This is a genomic window from Stenotrophomonas sp. Sm2128 (assembly GCF_030985535.1).
GTDB classification, from domain to species: Bacteria; Pseudomonadota; Gammaproteobacteria; order Xanthomonadales; family Xanthomonadaceae; genus Stenotrophomonas; species Stenotrophomonas maltophilia.
Map to the genome: position 1 here is coordinate 1 of NZ_JAPTFQ010000022.1, position 21,250 is coordinate 21,250.

The window sequence follows — 21,250 nt, forward strand, 5'->3', positions numbered from 1 at the left end:
GGGCGGCGGCACCGTTACGGGGCCGCCGCGGCACATCAGCTTCGCGCGAACGCCAGCAGGTCGGCGTTGAACCGGTCGGCGTGGGTGACGGTCAGGCCATGCGGCGCACCGGCGTACACCTTCAGCTCGGCATCCCTGATGATCTGCGAGGACAGCTTCGCCGAGGCATCGAACGGGACGATCTGGTCGTCATCGCCGTGCACCACCAGCGCCGGCACGTCGATCTTCTTCAGGTCCTCGGTGTAGTCCACTTCCGAGAATTCGTGCACGCAGTCGTACTGGCCCTTGACGCCGCCGAGCATGCCCTGCAGCCAGAACGAATCACGCATGCCCTGGGTAACGGTATTGCCATCGCGGTTGGCACCGAAGAACGGTGTGGTCAGGTCCTTGAAGAACTGCGAGCGGTCACCGCCCGTGCCCTTGCGGATGCCGTCGAAGACGTCCAGCGGGGTACCGGACGGATTGGCGTCGGTTTTCAGCATCAGCGGCGGCACGGCGCCGACCAGCACCACTTTTGACACGCGCTTGCTGCCGTGGCGGCCGATGTAGTGGGCCACTTCGCCGCCGCCGGTGGAATGGCCGACCAGGATCGCGTCCTTCAGGTCCAGCGCCTCGATCACCGCGGCCAGGTCATCGGCGTAGGTGTCCATGTTGTTGCCATCCCAGGTCTGGCTCGAACGGCCGTGGCTGCGACGGTCGTGGGCGATCACGCGGAAGCCGTTCTGGCCCATGAACAGCATCTGCGGGTCCCAGGCATCGGACGACAGCGGCCAGCCGTGGGCGAACACGACCGGCTGGCCGGTGCCCCAATCCTTGTAGAAGATGCGGGCGCCATCGGCGACGGTGACGTAATTGCTCATTGCGGGTTCCTTGGCGGAAGGGAGGGAAGGCACTGGCAGCGGTGCCGGTGCCTTCGGCAGTACATCGCAGTGCACATCGGACGGCTTGCACGGCTGTGCTGGATTGCCCGGGCTGTGACGCGTATCGCTCTGGCATGAAGCGGCCACCGCACAGACGATGGCGGCAGCCTGGTCGAGGAGCCCGCGATGCCGAGAATGCGATGCAGCCCACTGTTGTGCCTGATGCTGGTCACGGCGGTTCATGCGCAGACCAACGTCTACAAATGCGTGGACGGGCCACATCCGGTCTATCAGCAGACACCCTGCCAGGGGCATGCGGAATGGCGCTGGGAGGTGCCCGAGGAGCAGTCGCTGTCACGCGGGCCGGCGCCAAAGCCGGCCAGCGCGGGTAGCGCGGTGCGAGCGCGACCGCGCACCGTGCGCTCGGGGCGGCCGCAGGCCGCGCTGATACCCATCAGCACGGACCCCAGGGCCTGTGAGCGCGCACGACAGCGCCGCGGGGAGGTGCTGGCCAAGGTCAAGCGCCTGGACTTCGTACAGCGTCGGCAGCTCGATGACGCGGTGTACGACGCGTGCCGCTGAATCCGGTAATGATGGAAACGACAACGGCGCCCAAGGGCGCCGTCGTGCGGGACTACTGTGCGCTGGCCTCAGCGCCCGTCGCTGGCGGCAGCCGGTGCCGGCGAGGGCACGCCTTCCGGCTTGGGCAGGCTCAGCTCCGGGTTGCCCTGTTCGGCCTGCAGGATCTGGATGCGGCGCTGCAGGGCATCCAGCTGGCTGTTGGTGCTCTGCACGTCGGTGCTGAGGCTGACTGCCTGCTGCTGTGCCTGCTGCAGGGCGGCGCTGACCTGGGCCGACTGCGCCTGCTGCTGTTCCATTTCCTGCTGCAGGGTGCGCAGGCGCTCCTCGTTGTAGGCCACCAGGCGCTCGGTGTAGCGCTTGCCGGCTTCCAGGCGGGTCGTATCGATGTAGACCTGCGCCAGCTGTTCCGATTGCTGGGCAAAGGTGCGGTAAACGCGCTCGGCGTTGTCGACCGCATCGGTCTTGATCACCCGCCAGAAGTTCTTCTCCTGGAACAGGGCGACGTAGTAGGTCAGGGTGTTGGCATTGAACAGCAGGCTGGCGCCATAGTTGCCGTTGTAGGTCGTGCGCAGCTCGGTCAGCTGGCGCGAATCCATCAGCTGCTTGAGCTCGTCAACGGTGTTGCGCACCACCGGGGCGCTGCGTGCGGCCGGCTCTGCGACTGCCTCACGGTCGCCACGGGCAGCCATCGCCGCCGGTGCCACCAGCATCATGGCCACGGCCAGCAGTGCCGCGCCGCGCGCGTGCCGGGCGAAGACCGCGCCCCCTGAAGTTTCTCGCATGTCTAGACCATCCACGGATGAGTGTGGGTTGAGATGAAGGTGGTTCCCCGCCGGGAGTCTAGCATGGGCGCGGGCGCCGCCAAGGGCGCCCGTCACGGCTCAGTAGACCAGCTGCGCCGCGCTGCACTGGATCGACTGCACGTTGACGTCGGTGCGGCCGAGTTCCAGGCCCAGCACGCTGGCCAGCAGGTTGGTCAGCAGGGTGCCGACGCTGTTGAGCACCGGCCGCAGGGCGGTCAGGATCGGCTTGAGCAGCGTGCACAGCAGGCCGCTGCAGCTCACGCTGCCATCCGGATTGGTGACGCCGGTTCCACCGGTACCATCCAGGAAGCCGGCCGGCGCGGTCTGGATGTACGAGGCCAGGTTGTTGCGTACACACCCGTTGTAGTCGATCAGGTTGCCCAGCAGGCTGTCGCAGCGGTTGATCAGCAGGCCGCCCACCAGCGATCCCAGCAGCCCATCGAGCACGCCCAGTCCCTGGCCGGTGACGGTCACCTTGAACGCGTCCCAGACCGGACCGTCCTTGTGGCAGGTGGCCAGGTTCAGCAGGCCGCAGGCGTAGGGCAGGCCTCCGGGTACGGTCCAGCTGTTGAGCGGGGCCAGTTGCCGGCTTGCGTCGCCATCGCGCAGCAGTGGAATCAACTTGTCCACCTCATAGCGGGTGTTCGGCGGGAAGGTGGCCTGCAGGTAGCGGTCGGCCAGTGCCTTGGCGGTGTCGTTGGCGCTCATGCCCTGCTTGGGTGAGCTGAGCATGCCCGACAACACGCGCAGCAGTTCATTGACCAGGTCCGACACCGCGTTGCCCACTGCAAGTGGATTGATCCGGGTCGAAGCGGTCTCGCCGGCGGCAAGGGTCAGGTTCTGCGAGCTGGTCAGGGCAGGCAGGGTGATCCTGTCATTGATCAAGGGTTGCCCGAGCAGTTTCAGCAGCTGCTCGTTCTTCAGGGTGTCGTCGCAGACATTGCTCCTGGAAAAGCGTTGCGCCGGGTCGACATTGCCGACACAGGCGCGCAGCACCGACGAGTCGACCCGGATGGTGGCCTTCTGTGGGCTGGCGCCGCATTGGATGCCGGTCAGCGTGCCCATCGCATTGGCGACATCGACATGCAGTGGCAGGTGCAGGCGCGTGCCGAGCAGGTTCAGCAACGGGCCCACCGCGAACAGGTTGTTGCTGTCCACGTCCACCATCAGCCGCACCTGCGCGTTGTACGCGCGTGTGCCGACGCCACCGATGGCGATCGAGGGCGGTTCCACCACGCCAGCCTGGATGTTGATGCCCAGCAGGTCCAGTCCCTTCACCGCAACGCCATTGCCGTCGTTGGCGATGGAGATGGCGGTACTGATCAGGTTGAGCACGTTGACCTTCGTTTCCAGCGCGCTGCCGATCGTGCCATCGGGCGAGACCACTTCGGCGAACAGACCGCCGCCACCGGACTGGCTGCCCAGCACGATGTTGAGCTTGTTGATGTCCAGCTGGGTGGCGACCAGATCGGACAGTGCACGCAGCTGTACGCCCACGGTGCTGTCGCGGCCGACCACGGTGGCGGTGGCATCGACCAGCTGTGCCAGCGAGATCTTGTTGACCGACAGCAGCCGGTTGAAGTCAGCCACGCTGAGGTTGGCGCTGACCGGGATGTTCAATGCCTTGAGCAGGCCCGACGGCGTGATGTTGGCCTGGGCGAGGCCGTCATAGGAGAGCACGGTGGCGTTGGTCACATCCAGGCCGACCAGACGCAGGGTCGACAACAGTACCGAGTCGCCATTGGTGCGCAGCAGCTGCGAACCGACCGCGAACACCGCAGTCGGTTCGGAACGGCGGGCTACGGCCTCCACGCTGACGGTGGGCAGGCCGGTGTTCTGGCCGAAGAACGGCAGCACGCTGCGCTGCGCGACTACCTGCACGGCATTGCGCGGGTTGCTGGCATCGATGGTGGTGACGAAGCGGTTCGACGTGCTGCGTGTGGCGCTCCAGTTGCCGCAGCGGATCTGCACGGTGCCTGCAAACCTGTTCTGGGTGACCGCGCTCTGCCGCGCTGCACTGTTGTCGCTGTTGTCAGACGTGCACAGCTCCAGCCGTTGTGCACCGGCCAGTGCAGCGAGGTCCGCGACTTTCTGTGCGTCACGCTTGGCCCAGAACAGATAGCCGATCTCTACCAGGCCCAGCATGGCGAGCAGCGCCAGCATGACCAGCATCATGGTGACCGACATGCCGCCGCGTGGGCGGCCGAAACTGAACTGGCGTGGGCGTTTCATGGCCTACCTCAGCGTCCCGATGAGGATGATCCCTTGGACTTGGCGACATCGGTTTCAAAGAAGTCCGGGATCTCGTGTTCGAAGCTCTTCATGTAGCGGGCGTAACTCAACGTAGCCTGGTCGCCGAGGATCGGCAGGCGTTGCCCGGCCTGCTGCCCTGATGCCTGCAGGCGGAACAGGTCGCGCGTGGTGTCGCCGATCTGGCTGCGGCCGGGTCGCGCGGCTGATGTGTTGCCGTCGGTGATGGCGACCGCTGCAGGCGCCGCCTGCGGCACCGGTGCCGGCGGGGTCGCCAGGTCCACGGTGGCCAGTGACTCGGACTGCAGCGGCTGCGAAGCCGGCGCAGCGGGCGTGCCGCCGCCAAGCATCTGCCCGGTCAGGGGTTGCTGTTGCGCCTGCGCGCCGCCGGTCAACAGCAGGCAGGCCAGTGCAGGCAACAGGTGTCGGGTCAGGGGCATGGCGCTCATGGAGTGTTTCCGTTCGGCTGATCGGAGGTGCTGAAGCGCTCCAGCATCGAGGGCGGCAGGCGCTGCGGATCGCGTTCATCGCGGCTGTCGCGGTGTGGTTCCGCCGCCAGTCGCGTGGCGCCGGGCCGGTTGCTGGCGGCATCGCTGGCGGTAGCACGCGCAGGGGCCGGCACGACTGCGGCAGCTGCCGCGGCGGCCTGGCGCTGCTGCAGGCGGGCACGGATCTGCGCGGCCTGTTGCTGGATGCTGCGGCGGGTGTCCTCGTTGAGGTTGGCCTGTCCGGCGAGGCGCTCTGCAGTGGCGGTGTCGCCACGCAGCACCGCCCACAGGGCGAGGTTGGCGGTGGCCTTGGCATTGCCTGGAGACAGCTCCAGCGCCTTGGCCAACGGTTCACGCGCCTGTTCGAACTGACCTGCACGCAGACGTGCATAGCCGAGATCGCCCAGGTAATCGGTGTTCAATGGCTGCAGCTGCGTGGCCCGGGCCAGTGCCTCCTCGCTGCCGCCATCGTCGTCACGGCGCGCGGCGATCAGGCCCAGGCCGTGTGCGGCTGCAGCGGCCTGCGGGCCACTGGAGAGCTCGCGGTACAGGGCGATGGCAGCGTCGGCCTGGCCGGTCTCGCGCAGGGCGTCGGCCTGCAGCAGGCGCAACGCCGGCGGGTCGCCATAGCGCTGGCGGAAGGCATCGACGTGGGCCAGCGAGGCATACCAGGCACCCTGCTGCTGCATGCGCCCGATCAGTTCCAGGTAGGCATTGCGGCTGTCCTGCGGCGCCGGTTCGGGCGCGGCCAGGCTGGGCGCGCGCAGGTACTTCGGCGTGGTCGACGCACAACCACTGGCGACGGCGGCAAGGGCGAGCAACAGGCAGGAGGTGCGCAGGGCAGGCATCAGGGCGATCCCATCTTGGACATGGTGGTGGCCAGCGCGACCAGCGCCGGTCCGGCAAGAACCAGCATCAGCGCTGGCAGCAGGGTCAGCATCATCACCACGGTCATCTTCACCGAGAGCTTGCCAACCTTTTCCTTCAGGGCGTTGCGGCGCTGTTCGCGCAACCGGATGCTGAACTGCCGCAGTGGTTCCTGCACTGCGCCGCCATGCGCGTGCACCTGCAGGATCAACTGCATCAGGCTGGTCAGGTCATCATCCGCGTAGACCTCGCTCAGCCGGCGCAGGGACTGCGCGCGCGTGCGGCCATGGGTGTACGCGACGTTGGCCTCCTGCAACTCGCCGCCAAGCACCGGCAACGCGTCGCGCAGCTTGTCGCCCAGCGTCTGCAGGCTCTGGTCCATGCTGAAGCCCACGCCCTGCAGCAGGCGCAGCAGGTCGATCAGCAGGGGCAGCTCGTTGTCGACGGCGCGCCGGCGCCGCTTCACCCACGAAGAGAGGATGAACTTCGGCAGCAGCAGGCCTGCCGCGAGCGCACCGATCACAACCATCATCCTGGCCAGCCCCTGGGCGCTGCTGAACGCCAGGGCCAGCACCAGCACCAGCACGCCCAGCAGCAGGCGCAGGCCAAGATAGATGGCGGTGCCACGACGTGTGTTCCAGCCCGCCAGGTCCAGCAGCAGCCGGTCTTCATTGGCCAGCAATGCAGATTCCAGGCGGCCGCCACTGAGCGCGCGCCCGAAGCGTTCCAGCCAACCCAGCGAATCACGGCGCGCGGCCTCCGTGTCGCGCGCCTCATCCCGCGGTTGCAGTGCGGTCTTCAAGGTGGCCGAGGTGCGCTGTTCGCGATGGCTGCGTACCCATCCGGCGATGCCCAGCAGGGCAACACCGGCGGCCAGAACCAGCAGCGACAGGGCAAACCAGGTGCTGGCACTCATCGGGCACCTCCGTGGCGGATCCGGGTGGTCATAGCGACTTGGCCAGGCGGTAGAGCAGGAAAGCGCCAAACAGCTCCAGCCCCAGCGCGATCAACAGGATCTTGTGACCCAGCGGATCGTGCAGCACCGGCTGGAAGAATTCGGGGCTCGATATGGCCATCAGCGCCGCGCTGGCCGGTGGCAGCAGGCCGAGCACCCAGGCTGACATGCGCGTTTCCGACGTGGTCGCGGCCAGCTCCTGCTGGGCCTGCTCCAGGTCGCGCATGAAATCGCCCATGCGCTGCAGGATCTGATCGGAGCGTCCGCCGATGCGTACGCTGACACCGATCACGACGGACAGCACCTTGAGCACATCCATCCGGTAGGGCTGTGCCGCCAGGCTCAGGGCACGGTCCAGGTCCATGCCGCTGCGCGCGTAGCGCACGGTGGTATCCAGCAGTCCGCGCAGCGGCGCGCTGGTCTGCATCGACGCCACCTGGAAGGCAGCCTGCAGGCTGTTGCCGAGCGCGGTCAGCCGCACCAGGTTGTCGAGGAAGTCGGGCAGCTGGTGCAGCAGTTGTGCACGCAGTTTCGTGGTGCGGCGCATGACCCACAGCCAGCAGGCCAGCAGGTACAGCAGCAGGGTCAGGGGGAACATCCACGCCGTACCGAGCCTGAGCATGGCCACGACCGAAAGCACCAGTCCCGGCACCAGCACCATGATGGGCAGCTTCCAACCCGTCTGCAGGCCCGCACGTTGCAGCAGGCCGTCCAGCGGCAACACCCGGCGCCCGGCACTTGCCGGTCGCGCCGGGTCGTTGGCGGCGGCTACGGATGCCCCGGCCGGGGCTCCGCCACTGGCGCCTCCGCGAGCCAGCTGCTGCTCGGCGTGCTGCAGCGAAGCCTGGCGTTGCTCCCGGTTGCTGGCGGTGCCCCACAGCCATACCGCAAGCGCCAGCAGCACCGAGATGATGCTCAGTACACCCAGCAGCAGGCCCGTGCCCATGCTCAGAAGTCTCCGTACAACGATTCGCGCAACTGCTGCCGGAACGGCTCCAGCTTGTGCGAATGCGGGTGGAAGCCCAGTCCGATCCAGCGATCGATTTCCCTGCCGTTGCCATCGATCTGCAGTTCGTGACGGAACATTTCCTGGGTCGTGATCAGGTTGTCACTGACACCGGTGATTTCCGTGATCGAGACCAGCACGCGCCGGCCGCTGCCCAGCCGCGAGATCTGCACGATGAAGTCGATGGCGCTGGCGATCTGCCGGCGCAGGCTGTCCTCGCTGCCCTGGAACCCGGCGAAGCCGGCCAGCATCTCGATGCGGTACAGGCAGTCGCGCGGAGAGTTGGCATGGATGGTCGCCATCGAGCCGTCATGGCCGGTGTTCATCGCCTGCAGCATTTCCAATACCTCGGCGCCGCGCACCTCGCCGACCACGATACGGTCCGGGCGCATGCGCAGGCTGTTGCGGACCAGGTCGCGGATGCTCACCGCGCCATGGCCTTCGGCGCCACCGATGCGGCTTTCCAGTCGGACCACGTGCGGGTGGTTGAGTGACAGTTCGGCGGTGTCCTCGACGGTGATCACGCGTTCGTTCGGCGGCACGTAGCTGGCCAGTGCGTTCAGCAGTGAAGTCTTGCCGGAACTGGTGCCGCCGGACACCAGGATGTTGCAGCGGCCCAGCACCATGGCCTTCAACAGCGCCTGCATCGGCGCATCGAAGGTGCCCTTGGCCAGCAGCTCGTCCGGGGTGAACGGATCCTTGCGGAACTTGCGGATGGAGACCATCGGCCCATCCACTGCCAGCGGCGAGATGATCGCGTTGAGGCGGCCGCCGTTGGGCAGGCGCGCATCGACCATCGGGTTGGAGTCGTCCAGTCGGCGGCCCAGCGGCGCGAGGATGCGGCGAAGGATGCGCAGCAGGTGGGTGTCGTCGGTGAAACGCTGGGTGGCGCGCTTGAGCTGTCCTCCCTGCGAGACATGCACATCCTTGAACCCATTGATCAGGATGTCCTCGATCGTCGGGTCGTGCAGCAGGTCGTCGAGCGGGCCGAAGCCGGTCAGCTCCTTGACCAGGCCTTCGGCCACCACCTGCATCTCCTCCTCGTTGATCGGGATGCGCCATTCCTGGATGAAGCCCACCGTCTGCACCTGCACCCAGCGGGCGATGGTGTCAGGGGCCCAGGAATCGATGTCGATGCGCTCGTCCTCGATGCTGTTGAGCAGGTGCTCATGGGCGGCCGACAGCACCTTCTGGTACTGCTCGGTCTGCGCGAACGGCAGGTGGGCCGGGGCGCTGTCGGGCAGCACCGGGCGGGTGGCGGCATGCGGGAACGGGGTTACCTTGTCTTCCATTGCGATCCACCCAGGGCAAGGGAGAGTCTTTCCCGCAGGCCATGGGCCTGGACCGGGCAGGCAGCCGGATCCAGGCGCGACACAAGCGGGGCGAGGGCACGCAGGTAGGGGTCGCGCGGTGCGTCCTGCAGCAGCAGATGTCCCTGGCTGGCCGCCAGGCGCACGCGCGGGCGTTCGGGCAGCGTGGCCAGCAGTGGCACTTCGAATCGGCGTGCGATCTGGTCGGGACTCATGCCGCTGCTGTCGTCGTGGCGGTTGATCACCAGCTGCAGGCGCTTCTCCCGTTCGCGCTGGCCGGCCAGGTGCTTCAAGGCCTGGTCGAGCGATACCAGCGTGGCGATCGAGGCGTCCGTGACCAGCCAGATCTCGTCGGCCTGGTCCAGCAACAGCGGCGGTAGCTGCCGCAGCGGGCAGCCACCGGCATCGCACAGCACGCTGGCGAATACGTGGCGCAGGCGCTGCAGCAGCGCAGCCGGATCGGATGGCGGCACCGCATCGCTGCCGCTGGCGCGGTCCAGCAGCACCAGGCCGGTGTCATGGCGAGCCATCGCAGTGCGGGCCAGGGTGGCGTCGATGCGGCTGGCGTTGCGCAGCGCGTCTTCGTAATGGAAGCGGCTGTCCAGGTTGAGGTACAGCGCGAGGTCACCCGAAGGCTGGGCCAGCTCCATCAGCAGGCCGTCCTGCTGCAGTGCCTCTCCCTGCGCCAGCGCACGGGTCTGCTGTGCCAGCACCGAAAGATGCGCGGCCAGCGTACTGGTGCCCACTCCGGCGCGCACGCCCAGCAGTACGATCAGGCGCGCCTTGTGCGCGTGCTGCGCGGCGGCAGCCGGTCGTGGCGACAGGGCGCGGCGCAGCGCGGCCTCGATGCCGACGTTGTCGCTGTCCAGGTCCAGCACATCGCGCAGGCCCGCCCGCAATGCAATGACGATGCCTTCCACCTGGCCGGTACTGGTGGCACCGACGGCAACCAATGCAAGATCCGGTTCGGTCTGTTGCAGTTGCTGCGCCAGCACGCTGGAGGCGGCGGCATGTTCAGGGCGGAAATCCAGCAGCACAAGGCTCTGCGGCCCGCGTTGCAGGTCCAGAGCGGAGGTCGGCGTGCTGCTGTCCTGCCAGTGCAGGGTAGTGGTCGGCGGCAGTTTGGCCGCCAGCCGGGGCAGCAGTTCGCGATCCATTCCGTACAGGACCAGATTCATCGGCGGTCCTTGCGGATGCAGCGGCTGGGCAGTGGCGTAGGGCATGGGCGTGGTATCGCAGGCATCATGGAATCAGCGTGAGAAGCCGGGCACCGGGTCCTGGCTGATGGGACCCAGCAGCCAGGCGCCCCATTCGGGCATGTGCGGCTTGGCCTCGCGTTCGCCAGGCAACGGCAGCTCGGTGTTGCGCGCCAGCGGCTGCACCAGCCGCGGCGTGACGATGATCACCAGCTCCTTGTCCTGGCGCTTGTAGTCGAAGTTGCGGAAGAACGAGCCGATGATCGGCAGGTCGCCCAGCAGCGGGATCTTGCCGACGTTGGAGACGACATTGGAGCTGACCAGGCCGCCGATCACGAAGCTCTCGCCATCGCCCAGTTCGACCGTGGTGTCGGCACGGCGCGTGGTGATCGAGGGAATCTGCACGCCATTGAGGGCAATGGCGTTGCTGTAGTCCAGATCACTGGCTTCCGGTGCGACCTTCAGCGCGATGCGGTTGGGGGCCAGCACCGTTGGTGTCACCGTCAGGCCGATGCCGAACGGTTTATAGGTGATGGTGGTGGTGCCCAGGCCCTGCGGTTCCAGGATCGGCAGTTCGCCGCCAGCCAGGAAGCTGGCGCTCTGGCCGGATAGTGCGACCAGGGTAGGTTCGGCCAGCACGCGCGCCATGCCGTTGCTCTGCAACAGGTCGACATCGGCGTTCCACAGGCCCTTGGTCGAGCCGAACACCAGCCGGAACGCCGAAGAAATGGGTGACTCGGCCTCGTTGCCGGAGTTGCCTTCCTTCATGCCCGGCAGGATGCCGGTGTTGCCCGGCAACTGGCCGCCCGGGCGGGCGAAGCCGTAGGCGAAGCTGCCATTGCGGTTCTGGAAGCTGATGCCGATCTGCTTCAACGCGGTCTTGTTGAACTCGACCACCTTGACCTCGACCTGCACCACGCCGCCGCTGCTGACCGTCGACGCGTCGGCAAGCAGCCCGTCCTTGCCCAGCGCCATGGCCGCGGTCTTCTGTTCCTGCATGTGCGAGAGCACGCTATCGGCGCTTCCCTGCAGCAGGCCCTGGTTGTCCTGCTGAGTGAACACCAGCCCGTTGGAGCCTGCGTCTGCCGCGCCCTGCACGGCACTCTGCACCCGCACCTGCAGGCGTTGCGGCTCGGCCTGCTTGCGGTGCCACAGCAGGAGGGTCGTCGTACCCGGCGCTTTCCCGACCAGCAGGGCCTGCCGCTGCCCACGCAGCATCACGATATCGGCGACGCCTGGGTCGGCGATGGCGACCCGTTCCAGATCGGCCGGAAGCGTCCACGGGCGCTGCTCACGCGCCTGCAACACGAGATCGTCTGCGGCCACGCTTGTTGCCGGAGCCAGCAGCACCAGCAGCAGGGCCAGCCAGCGCTGGCGGGGGGAGGGGCGTGGGCGGCGGCGTTCGGTCATGGATGCGCTCGATGCAGGTCAAAGGGAACCGCGGGGGGCGGAGCTGTCGCCACGGATGATCTCGATGCCCGACGCACGCGGTGCGCTGCGTCGAGCCGCCGGCGCATGCACCGAGGGCTGCGGGTTGCTGCGGGTTGCGCTGTTGCCGCGGCCGGCCAGGGCATCACCATCGATGCCGGCGAAGGCGTGGTTCTCCGGCCGCTGCAGTGCGAGCTGCTGTTCGGCATCGAGGCCACGCACGGGATCGATCACGCCACGCGCCTGTGGGAACAGTGCAAGGTCGGGTTGCCCCGTATCGGCCGGGTTGCGCAGGGCAAGGAACAGCTTTCCCTGCTGCGCACCCAGCAGCAGCCGGTTGGCATCGGCCACCGGCACTGCCAGCACCGCACTGCGTGCCGGCTGGGTGGCCTCGTTGCCCGAGCCATGATTGCTGCCATTGCCGGTGATGTCGGCGGCGCGGGGATCGTTGCGGGTATCGCCTTCGTTGCCGGCGACGGCATCGCCGGTGACCGGAGCGATGTCCTGTTGACCGTAGCTGAGCACGCGCAGCCGCGACAGCAGCAGGCGGGTCTGCGCGGCCTCTGCCGGACCGCTGGCGTTGGGCTGGGCATTGCGCAGGTTGAGGAAGACATCGACGAAATCACCCGGCAGGATGCGGTTTCCGGCGCCGACCAGTTCGTCCACCGGGACGGCCAGCGCGCGTTCGCCGGGGCGCAGCTGCAGCGAGAATCCCTGTGCCAGGGCGCCGCTGCTGATGGCGGTGCCCTCGGCGATGTCCTGCACCGGCACCTTGCCGACCACGGCCGAGATGCTGGTGGCAGCACCGGCTACCGCCGTGGTCCGCTGCGCAAGGCGCACTCCATTGGCAGAGATCGGTTCGCCGGCCGGCAGTCGTGCCACCGCCTCTACCACGGTGATCGCCTGGGCTTCGCTCTGCGCAACCGGGGCAACCGTGGCCGGCGCGGCCTGCTTGCGCCCGATCATCAAGGCGATCACCGCCAGCAGCACGGCCAGCCCGATAAGGGCGACGGCAGCGATGCGGGTCAACTTGAGCATGGAACCGTCTCCTGTGCCGATGGTCAGTTGCCGCTGCCGAGGTCGAGCTGGGCGACCGCGACACTACGGATGGGGGCCTGCATCACCCACTTGTAAAGCGTGGCGGTGCCCGGCAGGAAGGGATGGCTGGCGTAGTCGTAGCTGACGGTCACGGTCATGCACTGGGCAGTGGCCAGGCCGGCGCAGGGTGCCTGCGCGGAGACAACGATTGCGTTGCTGCCGCCATTGCTGCAGTCGACACCCTGTCCAGAGAATTTCAGCAGCCACTGCATCGAACTGCGGGCTGCTACGCAGGCTGCGGTACGCCTTTCATTGGCGCTGCCATAGCGCAACGAAGCGCGAGCGCCCTCGGCCGAGGCCGTCGCCAATGTCTGTTGCGCGGCCATGATCATCACGCCGGAGAACGTGAACAGCAGTAGTGGCAGCAGGCCCAGCATGAGCATCAGGGCAAATTCGATGCTGGCTACACCGCGTTGACGCCGTGGATTGCGGATGTTCATGCCACACCTCCATAGACGCTTGCCAGGACCCAGCCGATGCCGGTGATGGCCAGGTAGGCTGCGTAGGGAATGCCATGTCGTCCCTGGCGCGCGGCCCGCATGTCGCGCAGGGCCGGGTGCGATTGCCATTGGCTGCTGGCGCGGTTGACCTGCATCTGAAGGCCCGTGGGCAGCATCACGCCCAGGCGGCGGCCGACAATGATCACTGCCGCGTGCAGGCCGGCCGCGAGACTGGCCACCATCCAGATCGGCAGCAGGGCTTTCCAGCCCAGCATCAGGCCCAGTACCGCGAAGAACTTGACGTCACCGGCGCCCATCCAGCGGATGGCATAGAACGGCAGCAGGGCCACCAGGCCGAGCGCCGCGCCCGCTGCGTGGGCAAGCCACGGCTGGCGCGGCGTGCTGAACTGCCCCGCGATGATCAATGCGACGGCAATGATGGACGCAGACAACAGCCAGGCATTGGGCACCCGGCGGGCATACAGATCGCTGATCGCGATCCGCAGGCATACGCCGATGGCCAATAGTCCCAGCAACGTCATCGCACACTCCGTCGTCCGTCATTGGACAGCCTGCAGTTGCCACCGGCACATCCCAGCACTGCTGCAGGGATGTGCGATGCGCGCAGGCTCAGCCGCCACCGCCGGCCGCAGGTGCCGACCCGGAGGCCTTGGTGGCAAGGTCGGAGAGGTTCTTGAACAGCGTCTCGAAGAACCCCTTGATCTCCTTGTTGCCGACCGCGATCAGGATGCCGGCGATGACGGCGGCCAGCAGCCCGTACTCGAGCGCGGTGACGCCATCTTCTTCCTTCAGGAACTTGCGGATGGATGCGTTCATGGCCTTGTCTCCCTCTACTTGTTGTCTGCAGATGCAGGACACCTGTTGGGCGGTGGCCCGGCTCCGCCGGGATCGTCCGTGGGCCCCGCACATCCTGGCGGGGTGGCATGACGGGAATGACCCGCCGTGCTCATTCCTGGTGATCTGCCCCGGGGGAAATGCCGGCCGCAACGTCGCAACCACGCGGCGATGCGCCGGCGGTGGAACTGTTCTGCGATACGGTCGTGGTCATACGCTCCCCCAGGTGTGGTCGTTTTTGAAGCGACCGGATCACCGTGTCGTCGACTTTGCCTGAATGGCGGTTGGCTGCAACTGGAACCTATATGCAAATTCGGCAGAAACGCGGTAGCCCTTAAACTTTCAGGTTGTTTCTGTGACGCGTATCCGTTCGCTGGCAAAACGATTCATCGACGTGCAGATATTGTGATGGAACAAATGGTGCATGCGAATATCGTGCCACTGGCGACGACATTTTCTTCATCTCTGTATCTATTTTCTTCAATGCGGAGTTCGGGTTTACCTTCGATGATTATCGGGCATACTCGCTCTCACGTTGCTGCTTTCAACTGGGTTGGTCGCGCGGCACCGGCCGCGGCCATCCCGGCAATGGCGAAGGTTCCTGGAGGAATGGTGTGGCCCTGTCAGGCAGTGGGGGCCGCAGCGAGTTGCGGATCAACGGGGGGACGACACTGTCATGGTCGATGGTGGGGTAGAAGACAGCGACGACAGCGGCCTGCGATCGATCGATCTGGCGACGCTGGGCGGCGTACTTCGCGTGTGCGATGTCGAACTGCTGCTGCTCGATGGCAACGGGCCGCGGGCGGCCTTCGCTTCGCGCGTGCATGAGGAAGCCCTGTTCTGCAGCATCAGTTGCGGTTTCCACTGCCGTGGCCGCTTCATGCTGCCACCCGACTGGGCGATGCTGGGGTATCTGCACGCCACCGATGAAACACTGAGCTGGTGCCACGGGGTGCCGCTTGCACCGGGGATGGCGCTGACGGTGATGCCCGAAGGCATCAGCGAGTTTACGCTCAGCCCCGGTACGCACATGACCCTGATGCTGGTGCCGGTCGCACGGGTGCAACGCAAGTTGACCGAACTCAGCCTGCGCAGCACACCGCCCGCGGGCCAGGCACTTTCACTGTTCAATCTGGCGAACGATTCGGCGCCACTCGCCCATCATTATCAGCAGCTGCATCTTCAGCTCGGCCAGGGCGCTGGCCTGCAGCCGCAGGAAACCGAACGATTGCTGCACGAGCACGTGCAGGCCCTGCTCGGTGCAGGCGCCGCCGATCGCCCCGGCTGCAGCCGCGCCCGGCGCACGCATTATCTGATCGCGCAGCGGGCGGAGAACTTCATGCGGCTCAACCTGCGCCGCAATATCTACATGAACGAGATATGTGACGCGGCGGGTGTCAGCGAACGCGGCCTGCGCTATGCCTTCGAGGATCTGTTCGGAACTTCGCCCAACCGTTATCTGTCGATGCTGCGCTTGTGCGCTGCCTGCCGCAGCCTTTCCATGGCCGATTCCAGCCGCCGTTCGGTGAAGGCGATCGCCCTCAGCTGTGGCCTATGGGACCTCTCCCGCTTTGCCGACAACTACCGCAAGGTTTTCGGCGAGCTGCCGCGCGATACGCTGATGCGCGCTCCCGCGCAGATCGGCCAGCCGGCCTGAATCAAGCGCCGCAAGGGTTTCGGGGTGGTTTCTGCCGGAATTGCCCATGCGCTTGCCGATATCGTTGCCGCTTCTGCATAGCCCGCTGCCGATTCCGGCCGTGGATTTGCCGGAATGCGCGATTGCCGTGCCGGAATGAAGTGCGCAGCCACCGTTGCAAACGCTGAAATGTCAGTCACCTGCCTAACGGCAAGTCCACTGACATTCAAGTTGTTCGCCTACGGGGGAAGTGCTCATGAATCGCATCTACCGGCGTGTATGGAACCGCCAGCTCAATGCTCTGGTTGTGGCCTCGGAACTGGCCACCGGCGACAGCGGCGGCAGCGCCGCGCGGGATCCGCGCGCCTTCCTGCTGATGCCCACCACGCTCGCCCTGGCCCTGCTGTGCGTGCTGGCTAGTGGCCACGCGGGAGCATCCGAATCCAATCAGTCGCTGCGTGATCTGCAGGCTCTTGCAGCCAAGTATACCCAGCCGATGCCAGTCAAGGTCGATGCCGAGGTAGCCCTCGCGGCTGCCGCAAGCCAGGCCCAGAGCAGCCCGGCGATCAGCGCGGATGCGCGCGTCGGCCTGCAGTTGAGCACCGCGTCGCTGCCGGTGGTGCGTGACGTGCTGCCGGCCTCCGTGCAGGTCAAGCTGGCCTCGAGCACAGCGCCGAAGCAGGTCGCCGTGCCAAGGCTTGCCGCTGATGTCCGAGCGAATGCCAACATCGGTCTTGGCGGCGCGCAGGTGGCATCAATCGATACCGGTGCAAAGGCGGCCGCCGGCATCAGCGGCGCGCCGGCGGGTGCACTGCGGGGTCTGAAGGCTTCTGTGGATGGGGCGCTGGATTCGAAGCTGAAGGTGGCAGGCCACCAGATCGACGCCCAGGGCCAGGTAAAGGCGACGGCGGCGATCACGCTGCCCGCCAAGGAGGAACTGCCGGGAGAAACCCACGATCGCGCGATCACCGCAGCATTCGATGCTGGTGCTGCCGGCAAGGTGAGCGTGCAGGCGCCGAATGGCCAGGAAGTGGTTGCCGATCGCAATCTGAAACTGGCCGGCCAGGCAACCGTTGCGGCGCAGAACAGCGCACTGGGTGTCGGTGGGCTGGTGGGTAGTGCGGTCGGCGCCGCAGGCAATGCAGTCGGTGGTGCGCTCAACGGCACCGTCGGTACGGTCGGCAGCGCGGTCGGTGGTGCCCTCAATGGCACGGTCGGCAGCGTGGGCGGCGCCGTAGGCGGCACGCTCAACAACACTGTAGGCGCCGTGGGTGGCGCACTGAATGGCACCGTCGGCAGCGTCGGTGGTGCGGTCGGCGGAGCCCTCAATGGCACGGTCGGCAGCGTGGGCGGTGCCGTAGGCGGCACGCTCAACAACACTGTAGGCGCCGTGGGTGGCGCACTGAATGGCACCGTAGGCAGCGTCGGTGGTGCGGTCGGTGGTGCCCTGAATGGCACGGTTGGCAGCGTGGGCGGCGCCGTAGGCGGCACGCTCAACAACACTGTAGGCGCCGTGGGTGGCGCACTGAACGGCACCGTAGGCACCGTCGGTGGTGCCGTCGGCGGAGCCCTGAATGGCACGGTCGGCAGCGTCGGCGGTGCCGTAGGCGGCACGCTCAACAACACTGCAGGCGCCGTGGGCGGCGCACTGAACGGAGCCGTGGGCAGCGTCGGTGGTGCGGTCGGCGGCGCCCTCAATGGCACCGTCGGCAGCGTGGGTGGCGCAGTCGGCGGCACGGTTGGCAGCGTCGGCACTGCGGTCGGCGGCACGCTCAACAACACCGTCGGTTCCGTCGGCGGTCTGCTCAATGGCGCCACCGGCTCCGGCACTGGACTGGGTGGGCTGCTGGGCAACACGCTCGGCAACGTCGGCAGTGCCGTGGGCAACCTGCTCAACGGCAACCTCAATGGCACCCTCGGCAATCTGGGCAGCGCGGTCGGCGGCCTGGTCGGCGGCACGCTCGGTGGCCTCGGCCTGACCAAGCCCTCGGCGATCCCGCCCACCAGCCCGAAGGCGCCGGCTCCGGCCGATCCGAATGCGGGGTTGATCATCGGCACTGGCGGCCTGGTCGGCAATGTCGGGCAGCTGATCGGCCCGACCACCACCAGCCTGTTCGGTGGCAACGGCTACCTGAGCAACGGCAACCTCAAGCTCAGCAACGCCAACGTGATGCAGACCTACTCGACGGTCAATGTGCTGGGCCTGCCGGTGGTCAACCTGTCGCCGGTCGGCAGCACCCTCAACGGGCTGGGCGGTGCCGCTACCGGTGGCAGCTCGCACCTGACCCTGATCGGTGGCGTCACCTCCGACAGCTACATCTACAACATCAACAACGGCAATCCGGGTGGCCTGCTGGGCCTGTTGCTGCCGAAGGACTCGCCGGCGTGGGCCGCCAAGTGCCTGGATATCGCCCTTGCAGACATCTCGTGCTGGGCGGTCAACGCCGCGCAGGACTACCAGGTGCTGATGGGCGATGGCGCCTTCGCCAACGGTTCGAAGGAAGTGGTGATCGGTGCCAATGCACGGCACGAACTGCCGAAGGTCGATGCCAACGTCGCCTTCCCGGGTGATGGGGTCAACGACCCGAGCAATCCGACCGGTGTACCGACCGCCGACTACGCTGCGCGCATGGGCCATTCGGTGATCGTCGGCGACAGTGCCGTCGGTACCGCAAACGGGCAGACCCTGCTCGGTGCTGAAGCCACCTCCAACCAGGCCAACTCGGTCGCACTGGGCTACCGCTCGGCCGCACTGCGCGGCGCGCAGGCCAGCTACAGTGCTTACGGCCTGACTGCTCCGCAGGTTTCGGCGGGCGAAGTGTCGGTGGGCACCGCCGGTGGTGGCGAGCGCCAGATCACCAACGTGGCTGCCGGTAGCGTCAACACCGATGCGGTCAACGTAGCCCAGCTGAAGGGCGCGATCAGCCTGATCAACGGCGTGGCCGATGCCGCCGTCACCTACGACCTGGATGCTGGCGGCAATCCGAACTACCGTCGTGTCACGCTTGGCGCGGGCACCGGCACCACCACCATCGGCAACCTGGCCGGCGGTGCGGTCACGGCAGGCAGCCTGGAAGCGGTCAATGGCGGCCAGCTGGCGGCGACCAATGCTGCCATCGCCAGCTTCTTCGGCGGCCGCGCGGCCTTCGATCCGGCCAGCGGCGCGTTCACTGCACCGCTGTTCGAGATCAGCACCATCTCCACCGGCGGCGCCATCGCCAAGGGCCTGTATGAGAACGCCACCGATGCTTTCGCCGCGGTCGACGGCTCGCTGGTCAATCTCAACACGCAGATCACCGATATCCGCAACGGTGGCACCAAGTACCTGCGGGTGAACTCGACCGGTACCGAGGCGCTGGCCACCGGCGCCGACTCGATCGCGGTCGGTACCAACGCCCGCGCCACCGCCGCCAACAGTATCGCGGTGGGTGCCGGCAGCCTGGCCGACCGTCCCAACAGCGTGTCCATCGGTGCGGCCGGTGCCGAACGCCAGGTCACCAACATGGCCGCCGGTACCGCCGCGACCGATGCGGTCAACCTGGGCCAGCTGCAGGCGTCGGAGCAGGGCGCCCTGCGCTATGACCTCAACGGCGACGGCAGCGTCAACTACGCCAGTGCCACGCTGGGCCAGAGCGGCACCGCCACCACGCTGCGCAACCTGGGCCCGGGCCAGGTCAGCGCCACCAGCAGCGAGGCCATCAACGGTGCCCAGCTGTTTGCGGCCAACCAGGCAGTTGCCACCCACCTCGGAGGTGGCGCGGCGGTCAACGCGAGCGGCGTGCTGACCGCACCAACCTACTCGATCAACAACGTCGCCGCCAACGGCACGATTACCAAGGGCAACTACAACGACGTCGGTACCGCCTTCGACGCGGTCAGCAATTCGCTGGCCAACGTTGCCGACCAGACCGGCGAGATCGACAAGCTGGCCGTGAAGTACGACGTCGACGCCAGCGGCAACGTGCTCAACCGCGTGACGCTGACGGGCACCGGCACCGGCGCGGTGAAGATCACCAACGTCGCCGCCGGCAGCATCCTGGCCGGCAGCAGCGATGCCATCACCGGCGACCAGCTGTTCAGCACCCACAGCACCATCGCCAACTACTTCGGTGGCACCACCGCCTACAACGGCACCACCAACGTGTGGACCGCGCCGAAGTTCAGCATCTCCAGCATCGCTACCGATGGCACTTTCACCAGCGGCGACTACAACAATGTCACCGCCGCCTTCACTGCGGTGGACGGCTCGCTGAAGGTCCTCAACCAGCGCATCACCAACGGCGGCGGTGGCAGTGCCTACCTGGCGGTGAACTCGACGGCAGCGGCCGCAACGGCGGCCGGGGCGGAGGCGGTGGCGGTCGGCCCGCAGGCCAGTGCGGCCGGTGCCAACAGCGTGGCGGTCGGCAACGGCGCCAGCGCCAGTGCCGGCAACAGCGTGGCACTGGGTGCAGGTTCGGTGGCCAGCGTCGGTGCGCAGAGCGGCTACACCGGTGCCTACGGCCAGACCGGTGCCAGCAACTCGGCCGGTGAGGTCTCGGTCGGCAGTACTGGCAGTGAGCGCAAGATCACGCATGTCGCCGACGGTTCCGATACGTACGACGCAACCAATGTCGGCCAGCTGAAGAACGGCGTGAACTACGCCATCGACGAATCGAAGAAGTACACCGACCAGAAGATCCAGAACATCACCAACGTGGCCGGCAGCTTCCGCGCCAACAACACCAACAACCTGGCCGACCCGTCCGCCAGCGGTGCCAACTCGGCCGCCGGTGGTGCAGGCTCAACCGCAGCCGGCGCCAACTCGACCGCGCTCGGCAATGGTTCGCAGGCGCAGGCCGACAACTCGGTGGCGCTGGGTGCGGGTTCGGTGGCGAACCGGGCCAACACCGTCTCGGTGGGTGCCGCTGGTGCCGAACGCCAGGTGGTCAACGTGGCCGACGGTTCGCAGGCCACCGATGCGGTCAACGTACGCCAGCTGCAGGCCTCGCAGCAGGGCACGATCCGCTACGACACCACGGTGAACGGTGCGACCAACTACAACAGCGTCACCCTGGGCAGCACCAACAGCGGCCCGACCACGGTGCGCAACGTCGCCGCCGGCACCGCCGGTACCGACGCGGTCAACGTGGACCAGCTGAAGTCGGGCATGGCGCAGACCCTGGATTGGTCGAAGGCGTACACCGACGAGCGCATGGGCGGCTTCGAGCGCGACCTGCGCAAGACCGACAACCGCGCCTCGGCCGGTATCGCGTCGGCGATGGCCACCGCAGCGCTGCCGCAGCCCAGCGAAGCGGGCCGCAGCATGGCCTCGGTCGCCGCTGGCAGCTACAACGGCGAGTCGGGCGTGGCGATCGGTATCTCCGGTGTCTCTGAAGGTGGTCGCTGGATCTACAAGTTCAGCGGCTCCACCAACAGCCGTGGCGAGGCCGGTGTGGCCGTCGGTGCCGGCATCCAGTGGTGATCCCCGCGGCCGGGC

General features: G+C 67.1%; 17 protein-coding genes. 3 read left to right on the forward strand and 14 right to left on the reverse strand.

The genetic code is table 11. From position 1 onward, the window contains the following. Nucleotides 1-35: 35 nt before the first annotated feature. Complete coding sequence (locus O0K41_RS08550; protein WP_164221562.1) at nucleotides 36-860, reverse strand: alpha/beta hydrolase; 825 nt, start codon at nucleotides 858-860, stop codon at nucleotides 36-38. Nucleotides 861-1,046: 186 nt separating this feature from the next. On the opposite strand from O0K41_RS08550, the gene O0K41_RS08555 reads away from it, so the two are divergent. Further along, the gene (locus tag O0K41_RS08555) at nucleotides 1,047-1,442 is read left to right on the forward strand and encodes a hypothetical protein (protein WP_123958684.1); all 396 of its coding nucleotides are present in this window, start codon (nucleotides 1,047-1,049) and stop codon (nucleotides 1,440-1,442) included. Nucleotides 1,443-1,510: 68 nt separating this feature from the next. On the opposite strand, the gene O0K41_RS08560 is transcribed toward O0K41_RS08555, so the two are convergent. The 13 genes from O0K41_RS08560 to O0K41_RS08620 form a co-directional block, all read right to left on the reverse strand. Continuing rightward, nucleotides 1,511-2,224: a DUF2968 domain-containing protein gene (locus O0K41_RS08560; protein ID WP_123958683.1), complete on the reverse strand. Its 714-nt coding sequence runs from the start codon at nucleotides 2,222-2,224 to the stop codon at nucleotides 1,511-1,513. A gap of 99 nt (nucleotides 2,225-2,323) precedes the next feature. Next, entirely contained in the window at nucleotides 2,324-4,477 is a 2,154-nt protein-coding gene (locus O0K41_RS08565; RefSeq protein ID WP_149501175.1) for a TadG family pilus assembly protein, read from the reverse strand. Nucleotides 4,478-4,485: 8 nt separating this feature from the next. Next, entirely contained in the window at nucleotides 4,486-4,944 is a 459-nt protein-coding gene (locus O0K41_RS08570; RefSeq protein WP_099490259.1) for a DUF3613 domain-containing protein, read from the reverse strand. Next, complete coding sequence (locus O0K41_RS08575) at nucleotides 4,941-5,831, reverse strand: Flp pilus assembly protein TadD (protein ID WP_111687412.1); 891 nt, start codon at nucleotides 5,829-5,831, stop codon at nucleotides 4,941-4,943. Before O0K41_RS08575 ends, O0K41_RS08570 begins: the two co-directional genes overlap by 4 nt. After that, nucleotides 5,831-6,766, reverse strand: coding sequence for a type II secretion system F family protein (locus tag O0K41_RS08580; protein ID WP_005409999.1), 936 nt, complete (start codon nucleotides 6,764-6,766; stop codon nucleotides 5,831-5,833). Before O0K41_RS08580 ends, O0K41_RS08575 begins: the two co-directional genes overlap by 1 nt. A gap of 28 nt (nucleotides 6,767-6,794) precedes the next feature. After that, nucleotides 6,795-7,751: a type II secretion system F family protein gene (locus tag O0K41_RS08585; RefSeq protein ID WP_123958681.1), complete on the reverse strand. Its 957-nt coding sequence runs from the start codon at nucleotides 7,749-7,751 to the stop codon at nucleotides 6,795-6,797. 2 nt (nucleotides 7,752-7,753) lie between these two features. Next, entirely contained in the window at nucleotides 7,754-9,103 is a 1,350-nt protein-coding gene (locus O0K41_RS08590; RefSeq protein WP_005409997.1) for a CpaF family protein, read from the reverse strand. Next, nucleotides 9,088-10,344 (reverse strand): fimbrial protein, encoded by a 1,257-nt coding sequence (locus O0K41_RS08595; RefSeq protein ID WP_024958095.1) that lies wholly within the window; start codon nucleotides 10,342-10,344, stop codon nucleotides 9,088-9,090. Before O0K41_RS08595 ends, O0K41_RS08590 begins: the two co-directional genes overlap by 16 nt. 27 nt (nucleotides 10,345-10,371) lie before the next feature. Next, complete coding sequence (locus O0K41_RS08600; RefSeq protein ID WP_062606243.1) at nucleotides 10,372-11,727, reverse strand: type II and III secretion system protein family protein; 1,356 nt, start codon at nucleotides 11,725-11,727, stop codon at nucleotides 10,372-10,374. Between the two features lie 18 nt (nucleotides 11,728-11,745). After that, nucleotides 11,746-12,783, reverse strand: a complete 1,038-nt coding sequence (gene cpaB, locus O0K41_RS08605) for a Flp pilus assembly protein CpaB (protein WP_123958680.1) — start codon at nucleotides 12,781-12,783, stop codon at nucleotides 11,746-11,748. 23 nt (nucleotides 12,784-12,806) lie between these two features. Continuing rightward, on the reverse strand, nucleotides 12,807-13,283 hold the full coding sequence (locus O0K41_RS08610) for a TadE/TadG family type IV pilus assembly protein (protein ID WP_005413739.1): 477 nt from the start codon (nucleotides 13,281-13,283) through the stop codon (nucleotides 12,807-12,809). Next, nucleotides 13,280-13,825 (reverse strand): prepilin peptidase, encoded by a 546-nt coding sequence (locus tag O0K41_RS08615; RefSeq protein ID WP_164221566.1) that lies wholly within the window; start codon nucleotides 13,823-13,825, stop codon nucleotides 13,280-13,282. The genes O0K41_RS08610 and O0K41_RS08615 overlap by 4 nt, the downstream gene beginning before the upstream one ends. Nucleotides 13,826-13,913: 88 nt before the next feature. Continuing rightward, the gene (locus tag O0K41_RS08620; RefSeq protein ID WP_005413737.1) at nucleotides 13,914-14,120 is read right to left on the reverse strand and encodes a Flp family type IVb pilin; all 207 of its coding nucleotides are present in this window, start codon (nucleotides 14,118-14,120) and stop codon (nucleotides 13,914-13,916) included. A 694-nt stretch (nucleotides 14,121-14,814) separates the two neighbouring features. On the opposite strand from O0K41_RS08620, the gene O0K41_RS08625 reads away from it, so the two are divergent. Continuing rightward, complete coding sequence (locus O0K41_RS08625) at nucleotides 14,815-15,795, forward strand: helix-turn-helix domain-containing protein (RefSeq protein WP_005409990.1); 981 nt, start codon at nucleotides 14,815-14,817, stop codon at nucleotides 15,793-15,795. A gap of 235 nt (nucleotides 15,796-16,030) precedes the next feature. Further along, nucleotides 16,031-21,235, forward strand: coding sequence for an ESPR-type extended signal peptide-containing protein (locus O0K41_RS08630; protein WP_197592566.1), 5,205 nt, complete (start codon nucleotides 16,031-16,033; stop codon nucleotides 21,233-21,235). Nucleotides 21,236-21,250: the final 15 nt, after the last annotated feature.